The organism is Candidatus Caccoplasma merdavium (assembly GCA_018715595.1).
Classification (GTDB): Bacteria; Bacteroidota; Bacteroidia; order Bacteroidales; family UBA11471; genus Caccoplasma; species Caccoplasma merdavium.
Map to the genome: position 1 here is coordinate 1 of DVLI01000010.1, position 14,778 is coordinate 14,778.

General features: G+C 55.3%; 8 protein-coding genes and 2 tRNA genes. 4 read left to right on the forward strand and 6 right to left on the reverse strand.

The genetic code is table 11. From position 1 onward, the window contains the following. Window positions 1-10 precede the first annotated feature (10 nt). Window positions 11-83, reverse strand: a tRNA-Phe gene (locus tag IAD09_02700). Between the two features lie 246 nt (window positions 84-329). Between IAD09_02700 and IAD09_02705 the strand changes: the two genes are divergently transcribed. From IAD09_02705 to IAD09_02715, 3 genes are all read left to right on the forward strand, one after another. Next, on the forward strand, window positions 330-1,520 hold the full coding sequence (locus tag IAD09_02705) for an exonuclease SbcCD subunit D C-terminal domain-containing protein (GenBank protein HIT81138.1): 1,191 nt from the start codon (window positions 330-332) through the stop codon (window positions 1,518-1,520). Beyond that, complete coding sequence (locus tag IAD09_02710) at window positions 1,517-4,588, forward strand: AAA family ATPase (protein HIT81139.1); 3,072 nt, start codon at window positions 1,517-1,519, stop codon at window positions 4,586-4,588. The genes IAD09_02705 and IAD09_02710 overlap by 4 nt, the downstream gene beginning before the upstream one ends. A gap of 97 nt (window positions 4,589-4,685) precedes the next feature. Further along, window positions 4,686-4,758 (forward strand) — tRNA-Pro (locus IAD09_02715). Between the two features lie 593 nt (window positions 4,759-5,351). Here the strand turns inward: IAD09_02715 and IAD09_02720 are convergent. The 5 genes from IAD09_02720 to crcB form a co-directional block, all read right to left on the reverse strand. Beyond that, entirely contained in the window at window positions 5,352-6,143 is a 792-nt protein-coding gene (locus IAD09_02720) for an EFR1 family ferrodoxin (protein ID HIT81140.1), read from the reverse strand. A gap of 517 nt (window positions 6,144-6,660) precedes the next feature. Then, window positions 6,661-8,046: an efflux transporter outer membrane subunit gene (locus IAD09_02725; protein HIT81141.1), complete on the reverse strand. Its 1,386-nt coding sequence runs from the start codon at window positions 8,044-8,046 to the stop codon at window positions 6,661-6,663. Next, on the reverse strand, window positions 8,043-11,165 hold the full coding sequence (locus IAD09_02730; protein HIT81142.1) for a multidrug efflux RND transporter permease subunit: 3,123 nt from the start codon (window positions 11,163-11,165) through the stop codon (window positions 8,043-8,045). The genes IAD09_02725 and IAD09_02730 overlap by 4 nt, the downstream gene beginning before the upstream one ends. A 13-nt stretch (window positions 11,166-11,178) precedes the next feature. Beyond that, window positions 11,179-12,360, reverse strand: coding sequence for an efflux RND transporter periplasmic adaptor subunit (locus IAD09_02735; GenBank protein ID HIT81143.1), 1,182 nt, complete (start codon window positions 12,358-12,360; stop codon window positions 11,179-11,181). A 483-nt stretch (window positions 12,361-12,843) separates the two neighbouring features. After that, complete coding sequence (crcB, locus tag IAD09_02740) at window positions 12,844-13,230, reverse strand: fluoride efflux transporter CrcB (protein HIT81144.1); 387 nt, start codon at window positions 13,228-13,230, stop codon at window positions 12,844-12,846. A gap of 242 nt (window positions 13,231-13,472) precedes the next feature. Here crcB and IAD09_02745 point away from each other — a divergent pair, with 242 nt between their 5' ends. Then, window positions 13,473-14,702, forward strand: coding sequence for a TlpA family protein disulfide reductase (locus tag IAD09_02745; GenBank protein HIT81145.1), 1,230 nt, complete (start codon window positions 13,473-13,475; stop codon window positions 14,700-14,702). Window positions 14,703-14,778 lie beyond the last annotated feature (76 nt).

The window sequence follows — 14,778 nt, forward strand, 5'->3', positions numbered from 1 at the left end:
TTCTTCAAAGTGGTGCCACCAGGAATCGAACCGGGGACACTAGGATTTTCAGTCCTTTGCTCTACCAACTGAGCTATGGCACCATCGCTTTTGCGTGTGCAAATGTAGGGGTTTTTTTTTATTCTGCCTAATTTTTTGAGAAAAAAATGTCGAAATCGATGTTTTTTCTCGAGTAATCGGGAAATCGGATTCTTTTTTTCTCTTTTTGAGCCGTTTTTTCTATGGTGTCTTGAGTTGGCTCGGTATAGTCTTGTGCCGAAAACTTCGTCGACTTTTATTGTCTCTGCGCACAGCTTTTCCTATCTTTGTGACAAACTCTATCTATGGCATTGAAAATTTTGCATACGGCCGATTGGCATTTGGGTCAGACGTTTTATTCCTATGAACGCCATGACGAGCATGAAGCCTTTCTTTCGTGGCTGTGCGGGCAACTTGTCGCCCAGCGAGCCGATGTGCTCTTGATTGCGGGTGATGTTTTCGACACGCCCAATCCGTCGGCTCTTTCGCAACGCCTTTTTTATCGCTTCCTGCGTCGGGCGACCGAGGAGAATCGCACGTTGCAGATTGTCGTCATTGCGGGCAATCACGATTCTGCGGCCCGTCTCGAAGCTCCCGACCCGCTCTTTGAGGAGATGCGGGTGGTGGTGCGCGGTCTTGTGCGGCGCACCCCGGCGGGCGATATCGACCTCGACCGTCTCATTGTGCCGTTGGGTCACGCGCTTCACCCCGAGGCATATTGCCTGGCGGTGCCTTTCCTGCGGCAGGGCGACTACCCGCGTGCCGAGAATTATGGGCAGGGGGTAGCGGCGCTTTACCGGGCGTTGTGCGAACGGGCTTCCCGGCTGGGCAAACCTCTGGTGGCCATGGGGCATTTGCAGGCTACGGGGGCGGAGGTGTCGGAGAACGACCGTTCTGAACGAACGGTCATCGGCGGTCTCGAATGTGTGTCGCCTGAGGCTTTCGATGCGTCGCTCCGTTACACGGCGCTGGGGCATCTGCATCGCGCCCAACGGGTGTCGCGACGTGAAAATGTGCGGTATGCCGGGGCTCCGATACCGATGTCGTTTGCCGAGCGCAACAATCGTCACGGTGTGGTGTGTGTCACGCTCGACGGTGACTCGACCGCCATCGAATGGCTTCCCTTTGAACCGCCGGTGCCGTTGGTGTCGATAAGTGGGACAAGTGAGACGATTTTTGAGGCCATCGCTCAGTTACCCCAGGGCGAGGCCGATGCGCACGCTCCTTATCTCGAAATAAAGGTGCGTCTCACGCAGCCCGAGCCGTCGTTGCGCCGTCGCATCGAGGAAGCCTTGGTGGAGCGGCGGGTGCGTCTGGCGCGTTTGGCTCCGGAGTTGCCGGGGCAGGGAGCCGGCGGGGAGGCAGTCGCTTTTGCTGATGACTGGCAGGAGGTGTCGCCCATGCAGATTGCCCGGGAACATTATCAGAAAATCTATCAAACGGAAATGCCGGCAGAGATGACCACTTTGCTGCAACAGGTGATGAGGGAGGCGCAGCCATGAAGATATTAGCCATACGCGGGAAAAACCTCGCTTCGCTCGAAGGTGAATTTGCGGTCGATTTTACAAGCGAACCTCTTGCCTCGGCCGGCCTTTTTGCCATAACAGGGCCTACCGGCGCCGGAAAGTCGACGCTGCTCGATGCCTTGTGTCTCGCGCTTTTCGACAAGACACCCCGCATGAACCGGGCGCGGGAAAACGGTGTGCTGCTGCCCGATGTCTCCGACAAGACCCTCTCGCAGAACGACTGCCGCTCGTTGTTGCGGCGGGGAACAGCCGAGGGGTATGCCGAGACCGATTTTCAGGCGCTCAACGGCGATCTTTATCGGGCCCGTTGGGCTGTGCGTCGGGCCCGGGGGCGTGCCGAGGGGTCGTTGCAGCCTTCGGAGATGCGGCTTTACAATCTCTCCACCGGTGTCGAAGAACAGGGCGGAAAAGGGGAGATTTTGCGTCGCGTCACCCAGTTGCTGGGACTGACGTTCGACCAGTTCACACGGGCGGTGCTGCTGGCCCAGGGCGACTTCGCCACCTTCCTCAAAGCCCCCGAGGAGGAAAAGGCCGACCTGCTCGAAAAACTCACGGGAACCGAGATATATTCGCGCATATCGCAACTCCTGTACCAGCGCAACAAGGAGATGCAGGAGCGTTACAACGACCTCTCCCGGCAACTCGAACTGATTCCTTTGCTCACCGCCGAGGAGCGGGCGGCTTCTGCCGCGGAGCTTGGCGCCTGCCGCTTGGCCGAGGAAGAGTCGTCCAAGCGTTGCGAGGCACTTAAAGGACAGCTGCGTTGGCTCGATGAGCGAGCCGGGTTGGCGGCTCGTCGTCGTGAGGCCGACGTCGAGCATGAAAAGGCGCGGGCGGCCTATGATGAGGCGGCCCCGCGCCGGGAATATATCGGCCGTTATGATTTGGTGCAGGAGATACGAGATGACTACCAGTCACTGCGTCTCTGCGAGGAGACTCGAAAGTCGGAACAGACCCGCCTCGATGCACTGGCCGTCGAGAGTCGCCGGTGTGCCCAGGATTTGGCACGGAAAGAGGCGCAACGAAAAGACGTGGAACAGAAACGCCTCCTCCTGAGAACCGATTGGGACGCCTCGGCTCCCGAACGTCTTCGCGCCGCGGAACTCGATACCCGGCTGGCGGTGAGCCACCAGGCTCTCACCGCCGCCCGGAAGAGTTGCGAGAAAGCCTCTGCCGACCTGGCTGCCGCGCGGAAAATGCGCCTCGACCGCCAATCGGCTCTCGAACAGGCCCGCCAAGACCTTGCCTCTATCGAAACGTGGCAGGCGAAGAACCGCGACTACGAGCCATTGGTCGGCCATCGTGCCCTCATCAAGGAGCTGCTCTCGGATTATTCCCGTCTGGTGCGGGAACGTGCGGCCGAGGAGCACATGCAGGCCGATAATGCCAAATTGTTGCAGAACTATGAGACGGAGTTGGCCGCCCAGCAGGAGGAGAACCGGCACCTCGATACCATCATGCCGAGCGAGGTCTATCTGCTTCGGACCCGCTTGGTCGAGGGGGAGCCTTGCCCCGTTTGCGGCAGTCCCCATCATTATTTGACCGCCAAGGAGGCCAAGACCTTGCGGGAGGAGGAGCTCGAACGCCAAAAGAAGGAGACTTCGCAAAGAATCGAGACGCTGACCCGTCATGTCGAAAATGCCCGTCAGGCCGATGTGTTGCACCGTTCCCGCATCGAGAGTTACCGCCGGCAAGAGACGGAGCGTTCCCAAAAGCTCGATGAGCTGTTGCACCTCCTTGTCCCGGCTTGGCGCCAGGAAGAACAACTCGATGCACGCCTCGATGCCTATGCCGCCTCGTGGAATGACAAACAGACGGCGCGGGTGCGCTTGCAGAGCCTTGTCGAGTCCCTCTCGGGAGAGCTGCCGGCCTTGGACGAAAACCTGAAAAAGCTCGAATCCATCGAAAAAAACGAACGTCACTCCCTCGATGCGGCGTGCCGCTCGCACGAGGAGTTGCAGACATGCCGTCGTTCTTTGCTGGGAGGAAAACCGTTGCCCGACGTCGAAGCCGCGCATGAACGCGAAACCCGTCGTCTCGACGAACAATGGGCGGAGGAAAATCGCCTCTACAACGAACTCAACAGCCGGGCCGAGCATCTCAACGGCACCATGTCGCAACTGAGTCGCCATCTCTCCGATTTGCAACAGCAGTCCAAGGCCGGGCAGCGACGCATCGAGGAGTGGCTCGACACCCACCGCACGATAACGGCATCGATGCTGTCGGAGTTGATGTCTCATACCCCGGCCTGGGTGGCCGAGGAGAAAAAGAGCCTGGCTCTTTTGCAGGAACAGCTCTCGGCCTCGGCCACGCGATGCAAGGAAAGAGCCGAAGCGTTGCTTCGGCACGAAACGCAGCCCGACAAACCTTCGCTCGACGACCCGGCCCTCTTGCAGCAGCAACTGGCCGAGCAGTCGGCCCTTCTGCGCCAACAAAGCGCCCGCATGGCCGAGATACAGGCTCGCCTCGATGCCGACGACAAAAACCGGCAGGCGACGGCCCATCTTGTCGAGCAACAGGCGGCGCTCGTGCCCGAAAAACAAAACTGGGAGCGACTCAATGAGCTTTACGGTTCGGCCGACGGGCAGAAGTTCCGTCGCATAGCGCAGGGTTATACCCTCGACCGCCTGCTGCTTTATGCCAATCTGCATTTACGCGGCCTTTCGTCGCGTTACACGCTGCAACGGGTCTCCCGGTCGCTGGCGTTGCAGGTGGCCGACAACGACATGTTGGGCGAGATACGCAGTGTGCACACCCTTTCGGGCGGTGAGTCGTTCCTTATTTCGCTGGCGCTGGCGTTGGGGCTCTCGTCGCTCTCGTCCTACCGCATGAATATCGAGTCGCTCTTCATCGACGAGGGCTTCGGTTCGCTCGATGCCGACACCCTGCGCACCGCCATGGAAGCTCTCGAACATTTGCAGATACAAGGCCGCAAGATAGGCGTCATCTCGCACGTTGCCGAGATGACCGAGCGCATACCCGTGCAGGTGCAGGTCGAACGCGTCTCCAACGGGTGCAGTCGAGTGCGGGTGGTGGAGACATAGCATTGACCGGCATTTGAAATGTCGGAATAAAATTTTTCCCGAATATATGTTTGATAAATTCAAATCAAAACATTACCTTTGCGCACGCAAAGCCAATCGGGGTGTAGCACAGTTGGCAGCGCGCCACGTTCGGGACGTGGAGGTCGGAAGTTCGAGTCTTCTCACCCCGACACAATACCTCGCAACTATTTGATTATCAGATAGTTGCGAGGTATTTGATTTTTCAGCCGGGACAAAAACGAGACCCTCATGCGGCTTTGGGAATTCTTCTTTCCCATGTGTGAGAGCCGTAAGGGGATATGTGTGTCGAAATGAATCGGGAAGGGGAGCCTTGTGGAAAAGGCGGCCGGTTATGTCGATGTGTTTTTATGAGCCTTTGATTTTCCCGGGAATCAAACAAGGGACGGGAGAGGTGATGTCGTAAGTAGGGCAACTCCGTCGAAATTAATGAAAAAAAGAGTACGGATTAACAAATCCGTACTCCGGCAGCATCAATAAACATCAATTTCTATAAAATCATTATCGTCTATTAATTTATTGAATTTTCTGAATTTGAAGGATAATATGATGCGGAATATGCCATATAAGATGAATGATATTCCAATGAAAACGAGAATAAAGATTCCGCCATATATGGGGGGTAACCAAGTATATGAAGAAGCCGATCAAACTCAGAATGCTGCACCCCAGCAACCAGCCCCAGCCCCTGATGGGAATTTTTGAGAGTTCACAGGATTCTATCGTGTCGCTGTCGGTCGGTTTTTTATTTCAGTCGGTAGATGCAGTGGTTCTTTTGCGGGGTGGCGAATTTTTTGAAAAACTGGCGGGCGGCCAGTCGGTAGACCAGTCCGCCGAAGTGTTTGGCCCGTTGGGGGCATACCGCGATGCAGTGGGCGCAGGAGAGGCATTTCCCTGGGTCGAGATGCCGCGGGTTTTCTTTGTCGATGGCTCCGGCCGGGCATTGTGCGGCGCAGATACCGCAACCGTTGCAGTGCCGGTTGGTCTTGGGTTTCAGCGGCGGATTCATCGTGGGGCGGTAGGGATAGTTACCCGGCACGTCGATGCGGGGTGATGTTGCCCATTCGGGGTGGGTCGACAGCCATTGCCGGCTTTCTTTCCCGAATTGTTTGGCTTCGGCCAGGTCGGCGGCATCGGGGCGTCCTGCGGCTACGCGGGGGAAGATGGAGTGCTGGGCGATGAAAAGCCCGGCCGAGATGACCGAGAAGCCTTGTTTCTCGACTCGGTCGCGCAGTTCGCGCAAGGCGTCGTCGTAGTGGCGGTTGCCATAGACGCAGGCGATGATGGCGGGCGTCTTTTCACCGTGTATCTGTTCCAATGCTTTCGTGGCCGGTTGTGGTATGCGGCCGGCGTAGACGGGCATGACGAAGAGGGCTGTTTCGCAGGCCGGGATTGTAACGGCTTCTTTCGGAGCCTGCAACAGCAGGTCGTGGAAGCGTATGTCGGGATTCCCGATTCCGGTTGCGATGGCTTCGGTGATTTGTCGGGTCGTGCCGGCTGCGCTGAAAAAAATGGCATGGGTGCGGAGGATATCCATCGTTTTGTCTTTTGAGGTTTCCGCAAAGATAAGAAATAGGCTCTACAAAAGGCCGCTCCTCCTGCCGGAAAAAGGCTTGCCGGGAATCCTTTTCGTGCGGAGGTTAATTTTCCCGGTGAAACCGCTCGCTCCGCTCATGGCTATTTTCATGGGTAGGCGGTTTGGTATGACAAACATGAAAGTTGCCCGGCAGAAATCCCCTCTGTGAGGCTTGCCTCCGCAGTAGAGATGTGTGCCGTGAGACTATAACAACCGATGGTGCTGAAAAGATGCCGCAACGATCCTTCTTTTGTCGGGAAATCTCGGACATGTGGTGTTCCGGCGATTTCATGACCCTGTTTTTTTTCGATGAAACCGCCGAATCGTGTCGATTGTCAGCTCCGTGTCATTGTGCACAGCTCCCCCTCTCCGTGTCGTCCTTGCCGGCCCCCCTCTTGTAAAAAAAACGCCAGCTATCTCGGTAATTCAGGGATAGCTGGCGATGAGAAATGTAGAAATGTGGGCCTGTGACCATGGGTCATTGCCAGCCGCCGCCCAACGCTTTGTAGAGTTGCACAAAGGCGAGCTGCTTGCCGAGAATGGCTTCGTTGAGGCTGATTTGTGCATCGAAATAACCACGCTGGGCATCGAGCACGTCGAGGTAACTGATGTAACCGTTGATGTATTGCAGGTTGGCCAGTTGGTTGTTGCTGTATGCGGCCTGTTCGAGTTTCTGCCGTGAACTGAACACCTCCTCGCTCATGTTGTAGGTGACTATGGCGTCGTGCACGTCCTTGAAAGCGACAAGCACCTGCTTCTCGTAGAGGTAGACGCTGCGCTCGTAGGCGGCTTTCTTGGCTTTGTGCTGGGAGATGTTCTTCCCCATGTTGAAGAGGGGTGTGAGGAGCGTCCCGCTCAGGAAATGGGCGGGCGACTGGAAGATGTTCTTGATGTCGTCGCTTTCCATGCCGAATTCGGCGGTGAGCGTGATTTGCGGGAACATGCTGGTGAGGGCGATACCCACTTCGGCGTTGGCGGCCATGAGGGCTTTTTCGGCGGCTCTCACGTCAGGACGGCGTTCGAGCAGGGCCGAGGGCAATCCGGCGGGCAGGTATTGCGGCAGGCGATTGATGTACCGGTCGGTCTGCCGGGCTATTTCCCGGGGAAATGTCCCGGTGAGCAAGGCGATCTCGTTTTTCTTGATGGCGATGGCGCGTTCGAGATCGGGCACGAGGGTGGCGGTGCGGGCGAGCTCCACGCGGGCTTGTTGGAAGGAGGTCTCAGAGGTGAGCCCGCCTTCAAAACGCAGACGGGCAAGCCGCACGCCTTCTTGCCGGGCTCGCAGGGTCTGACGCACAATGGCGAGCTCGTGGTCGAGGGCTATCAGTTCAAAGTAGGATTGTGCCACTTGTGCCACGAGGCTCACTTGCAGGGCTCGTTGGTTTTCGATGGCTTCGAGCAGTTCGGCTTTGCTCCGCTCGGCTCCCCAGCGGAGTTTCCCCCACAGGTCGACCTCCCACGACAGTACGGCGCGGGCATGGAGCTCGGGGTCGTTGCTGTAATCGTCGCCGCCGTAATTGGTCGCGTCTTTATCGGCATAGAGGCGGCCGTTGATTTGAGGCAGTATCTTGCTGATGTCGACGCGGCGCAAGGCAGCCAGCTCTTTGATGCGGGCCGAGGCGGCGAGCATGTCCTTGTTGTGTTCGAGCGTTTGGGTGATGAGGTTCTGCAAGATGGTGTCGGTGTACACGGTCCACCAGTGCATGTCGGCAACCGAGAAGGTGTCGGGAAGGGCAGCGGTGGAGTCTATCCGTTCGGGCAATGCCATCTCGGGTCGGGAATATTTTTTCCCGACCTTGCACGAGGTTACCGCCCCCAAGGTAAGGGCGCAGAGCAGTAGGGCGATGTATCGGGTCGTTTTCATGCGCGTTTTACTTTCAGGGCTTTCTGTTTCAAAGCCGCTTTGAGTTTATAGATATATACAAAGAAGAAAGGCACGAGCAGAATGCCGATGGCTACGGCGGCAATCATACCGAAGAAAACGCCGGTGCCGATAGCCTGCCGGCTGGCCGAGCCGGGGCCGCTGGCCAATACCATGGGCAACATACCCAAGATGAATGCCAGTGAGGTCATGAGAATGGGTCGGAAACGCAGGCGGGCGGCATTGAGGGTGGCTTCGATGAGCGGAGTACCTGCGTCGACCTGCTCTTTGGCAAACTCGACGATGAGAATGGCGTTCTTGGCCGCCATACCCATGAGCATCACAAGTCCTATTTGGAAGTAGACGTCGTTTTCGAGGCCGCAGACCCAAATGCCGAGATAGGCGCCCAGGGCCGCCACAGGCAGCGAGAGCAAGATGGCCACGGGGATAATCCAACTCTCGTAGAGGGCGGCCAGGAAGAGGAACACGAAGACGAAGACGAGTGCCAGAATGAGGCCGGTCTGCCCGCCGGCTTTTTTCTCTTGGTAGGAGAGTCCGCTCCACTCGACGCCGATGTTCGACGGGAGATGCCGTTGCACAATCTCTTCGAGCGTGTTCATGGCTTGCCCCGTGCTGTATCCTTTGGCGGCCTCACCGCGGATTACGGCCGCGTTGAACATGTTGAAGCGCTTGATACTTCCCGGTCCTGTCGTGTAGGAGGCGTCGCCCAGTGAGGTGAGGGGTATCATGGCATTGTCTTTTCCGCGAACGAAGAAGAGGTTGAGGTTCTCCTTGAATTTCCGGTACGAGGCTTCGGCCTGGATATATACCCGGTAAATGCGGTTGAACATGTTGAAGTCGTTGACGTAGACCGACCCCGTGTAGGCTTTCATGGTCGAGAATACGTCGGTCAGGGGGACGCCGGCGAACTTCACCTTGTCGCGGTCTACGTTGAAGTAGAGTTGGGGTATCTCGGCTTGCAACGACGACGACAGTCCCGAGAGTTCTTTCCGTTGTGAGGCGTAGAACATGAGGGTGTCGACGGCCTGCACGAGGTTGTCGAACGTGGCGTCGCCGCGGGCTTCGAGCTGCATCTCGAAACCTCCCGAGCTACCCAGCCCCGGAATCACCGGCGGGGTCGAGAGGTAAACCTTGCTCTCGGGGTATTTCTCCAACTCTTCGCGTATGCGGGCCATGATGTCGCTGATTGATTCGTCCTTGCGTTCGTCCCACGGTTTGAGAATGACGGTCAGTTCGCTGCGGGCTTGGTTGGTACCGACGCGCGGGCTGGTACCCGTTACATTCTGCACATAAGAGACCGCCGGGTCGTCCATGATGTAGGCAATGGCGCGGTTGGTTACCGTGCGGGTGCGTTCGAGCGTGGCCCCTTCGGGCAGTTCGAGCTCGACCTTGAAGTACCCCTGGTCTTCGGTGGGAAGGAAGCTGGTGGGGATTAAATAGTTGAGCGAGACTATGATGGCAAGACCTATCCCGAAGGCGGCCATGATGCGCCGCGGGTTGGCGATGCAGGCCCGTATGCCGTTCATGTACTTGTGGTTGCCCGTGTGCAGCCACATGTTGATGTAGCGGAAGACGATGTTCTTTTTCTTGTTGGGGTCATCGGGTTTGAGAATCAGGGAACACATGACCGGGCTCAACGTGAGGGCCACCACCGTGGAGATGATGACCGACACGGCAATGGTGATGGTGAACTGCCGGTAGAGCATGCCGGTGATGCCCGAGAGGAAGCTCACGGGAACGAATACGGCCACGAGGACGAGCGAGGTGGCGATGAGGGCGCTGCTCAGGCCGTTCATGGCTTTCTTGGTTGCCTCGTAAGGGGAGAGTTTCTCGTCGTCCATGATGCGTTCCACGTTTTCGACCACGACGATGGCGTCGTCGACGACGATACCGATGGCGAGAACGAGTCCGAGCAAGGTGAGCATGTTGAGTGAGAAGCCGAAGATGAGCATGCACCCGAACGTACCGATGAGCGAGATGGGTACCGCCACGACGGGAATGAGCGTGGCGCGCCAGCTTTGCAGGGAGAAAAAGACGACGATGATGACCAGGAAGAGGGCCTCGAAGAGGGTTTTGTAGACCTCATGTATCGACTCGGAGATGTAGGTCGTCATGTCGAACGGTATCTCGTAGGTAAGGCCGTCGGGGAAGTTGCGGCTGATTTCTTCCATGGAGGCTTTTACGTTCTCGGCCACTTCCATGGCGTTGGCGCCGGGAAGCATGTAGATGGTAAGTACCGCGGCATTACCGCCGTTGATGCCACTCTCGGTGTTGTATGAAGAGGCTTCGAGCGACACGCGGGCCACGTCGCTGAGGCGGATAATCGAGCCGTCGGCATTGGCTCGTACGACGATGTCCTCGAACTGGCTTACCGTGGAGAGGCGCCCCTGCGTGGTGATAGGTATCGTGATGTCGACGTCGCTCACCGGCTGTTGGCCCATGACGCCGGCTGCCGCTTCGGTATTTTGGTCTTTGAGTGCGGTTTGCAGGTCTTTCACGGTGAGGCCGAAACTGGCCAGCTTGTCGGGTTGCACCCAGATCTGCATGGCGTAGTAGCGGCTTCCGACGTTCGATACGCGGCCCACGCCGGGAATGCGGCGCAGGAGGTCTACGACATTCAGCGTGGCGAAGTTGCTGAGGTAGATTTCATCGAATTTGGGGTCGTTTGATGTTAGGCAGATTGTCATCAACTGGCTGGCGGCCTGTTTCTCGACCGATATGCCGTTTTGCACCACTTCGCTGGGCAGTCGCGACTCGGCCAGTTTCAGGCGGTTCTGCACTTCGACGGCGGCGAGGTTGGCATCGGTCGATACGTCGAAGGTGACGGTAGCCGAGAACCCTCCCGAGTTGGAACTGCTCGACTCCATGTATATCATGCCGGGGGTGCCGTTCAACTCCTGTTCGATGGGCGTGGCAACGGCTTGCGACACCGTGGTGGCGCTGGCACCGGGATATGAGGCGCTGATTTTTACCACCGGCGGGGTGATTTGCGGATATTGGTCGATAGGCAAGAGGGTCAGCCCGATAAATCCCACGATGACGATGAGAATGGAGATGACCATCGAAAAGACCGGGTGGTCGATGAAGAAATTCACTTTCATGGCGGTGCGGAGATTACGGTTGGGCTTCCAAATACTGGTTGTCGACTTTCACTTTCATGCCCGGGGTGAGCTTGTGATAGCCTTCGACGACGATTTCTTCGTCGGTCGACAAGCCGCGTTCGACGACAACCATGTTTTCTTGTTGGGGTCCGAGTTCGATGAAGCGTTTCTCGGCTGTGCCGTTTTCACGCACCACATAGATGTAGGCACCGCCTTTTTCGATGATGACGGCCTTCAACGGTACGGTTACGGCATTTTCGCGCACGTCGAGCAATAGCAACACCTTGGTCGACTGGCCCGGCAGGAGCACATGGTCGGGGTTGGGCATCTCGGCGCGCACCGAGAAAGTCCCGGTGAGCGGGTCGACCTGCGGCTCGGCGAAGTCGACCAGACCTTTGTAGGGATATTGCGTGTTGTCGGCCAAGGTAATGGTGATGTAGGGTTGCCACGAGCGGTTCTCGACCTTCTGGCCCAAGTTCACGTTACGCTCCTTGCTGCGCAGGTAGTCGAGGGCGGTCATGCTGAAATCGACCAGCACCGTGTCGCTCTTGACGATGGTGGCCAGTTGCGATTTGCCGTTGGTGCCCACCAGCGTTCCGAGGTCGACGAGGCGCTCGCTGATGTTGCCGGCGATGGGCGACCGCACGACGGTGTAGTCGAGTTCCATGAGGGCTTGGTCGAGGTCGGCCTGGCTCATGATGACCGAGGCTTTGGCGCTTTCATAAGCCGCGATGGCGTTGTCGAGGTCGAGCTGGCTGGCCGCGTTCTGCTCATAGAGCGGGCGGATACGTTCCAAGTCGTGCTGCGCCTTGCTTTCCTGGGCCTGGTCCTTTTTCAGTTGGGCGGCCGCTTTGTCGGCTTTGGCCTTGTACTGGCGTTGGTCGATGACAAACAGCACCTGGTTCTTTTTTACATAAGTCCCCTCCTCAAACAGCATCTGTTCGAGGAAGCCTTCGACACGCGCATGCACCTCGACAAATTGCTGGGCTCGTACGCGGCCCACATATTCGCCATACACGCCGACATCGTTTTGCTCGGCTTTCATGGTTGCCACGATGGCATATTCTTCTTGCGGTTTCTCCTTGCGGGAGAAAATGAAATATGCGCCGATGAGAAGTGCGATGAGCAGGAGTATGCCCCACAATTTCTTGTCGGCGAGTCGTTTTGCATTTACTGATAGGGCGAGTCGTTTCATAAGCGAATCCTGAGGTTACGGATAGATGTGTGTATGTCTCTTGTTGCGACGGTTGGGTATCGAACCGTATATTCTTGTATTCAAAAATTTGTCGCAAAGGTACGATACTTTAATGAGGAAACGTCTTTTGTGTGCGATTTATTAGTGAAATAAAGTTTTTTTAAATACTTGAACCTCACGCAAAAGTGAATCATCGGTTTTCGGTGAGACCATCGTCGGCCTCCTTTTTTTGAGTTTTTTTGTCAAACGACTTCCGATTTTATGAGAAATAAACCAAAAATCCCTTCCCCGCAACAAAAGGTTGCAAGGAACAATCAACGTCGATAGGCCACTTTCAATTCGCGACAAAGAAGCCCGTTGATGTTTTTTTATGCTTCAAAAGATAATTTAAAAACGATTCCCCCCGACTTGGCCAACGTTACTCTACTGAGCCGGCGGAAAACAGGAACCCCGGCCGGTTGTGTAAACGCGCCTGAGAACCTTTTATAAAAGGGATTTTACCAGCGAAAAGGCGAGAAAGAAGAGCAACATGCCCCCCACCAGGCTGGCGAGCAGATAGAGCCCCAGGGTAAGGTACTGCCCCGATTGCAGGAGCAGGACGTTTTCCTGGGTGAACGACGAGAAGGTGGTAAATCCGCCACACAGCCCTACCATGAGCAGAAGCCGGATTTCCCCCGCGAATATCGGGAACCGCGAGGAGAGGGCAAACAGGAGCCCCATGACGAAGCACCCGATGACGTTTACCAGAAACGTACCCCACGGAAAAAATCCGTCGAATCCGTGGGTGCGGGTATAGAGTGCCACCAAGTAACGAAGAATGCCGCCGGCAAAACTGCCGAGGCCCACCCAAAGCAAATGTCGGAGGAGCATAGTCGTGTCGTTTTTTTCGATGAGTCGGCAAATTTAACCATAAAAAAGCAGCCCGCATAAAACTCTCCTCTTCTTTATGGGAAATATCCATGACCGACACATCGGTCGACAATTTTTATCGCTCCATGGCAATTTAGGTATAGACCCTTTCTATCGATGCAGAAAAACGTAAAACAAAAAACGACTCCCTTTTTTTAAGATATTTCATTTACCTTTGTAAAAGTAGAACATGGAAGTCGGAGATGCTCCCAACACAGCAACAAGTTGCGGCGCGTGTCAAGAAAAAATACATGAGTTACGGGAAAGGTGTATTGCTATCTCTAAAACGGCTAATTACAAACAATATGAAAAATTATTCTTTCTGTATTACCCTATTCTGTTGGTTATTTGTAGCCTGTTCACAACCTCAAATCGAAATCACTTTCAAGGAATTTACCAATGACACGGTAATTATTTGTCACTGTCCATTGAAAAATTACTCAACCCTGAGGGGAGACAAAGATTTAAGCATCATCTACGATACTCTCCTTATGCAAAACGGTATTATAAACCTCATTCCCGACAAGCAACCATCACTATATGTCATCAGCCTAAACGAAAGACCGGCTCACCCGATACGCATGGCAATTTATCCCAATGACCGCATACATATAGACATTCTACGCACCGAATATAATTTACAATGCAGAGCAACAGGTTCGGAAATGGCAGAAGGAATAACCGATTACATGCAGACACTGCGCCCGATTAACGAAAGGATTGACAGTTTGTGCCTGTTATTGGAAGCCTCCCCGTCTGATACACGCCTTCTCCGGCCATACAATCAACTTTTCGACCAACGCAGGTTGGAGTCCGCCCGATGGATTCGGGAGCATTCGTCCAGCCCGGCAGCGGGAATCATATTGCGATATGCTCCACTCGATTCAATCCCGGCACTCTGTGACGTACTTGACATGAAAATACTACATTCCGAACTGAGCCCTTTGATTGAAAAGCTCAAAGACAATGCCTGTCGTTATATATCCACCATGCAAGACAGGGAAAAAATAAAACAAGGAGCAAAAGCTCCCGATTTCACCCTTTGTGACCCACAGGGAAAAGACTGGAAGTTGTCACAACTACAAGGCAAGTGGGTGGTACTCGATTTTTGGGGGACATGGTGCGGTTATTGCCTTCAAGGAATCCCTGAAATGAAAAAATATGAATCCAAGTACAGGGAACAGTGCACGTTTGTCAGTATAGATTGCCAGGATACTCGCGAAACATGGATCGCGGCACTTGAAGAATATCGCATGCCATGGTTACAACTTTACAATCCCAGCACATGCAATGCGGATAAAGATTTGAGTATGGTCTATGGAATTTTAGGATTCCCAACCAAACTTATCATCACACCCGGAGGATACATACATGAGATTTTTGTAGGAGAAGATTTGGCATTTTACGATGCCTTGGACCAGCTGTTCAAATAGGGGACACTTAAAAAAACAGCTCCACAAGCGGATTTTTTCCGCTTGTGGAGCTGGTCATTCGATGAGCCTCTTTTGA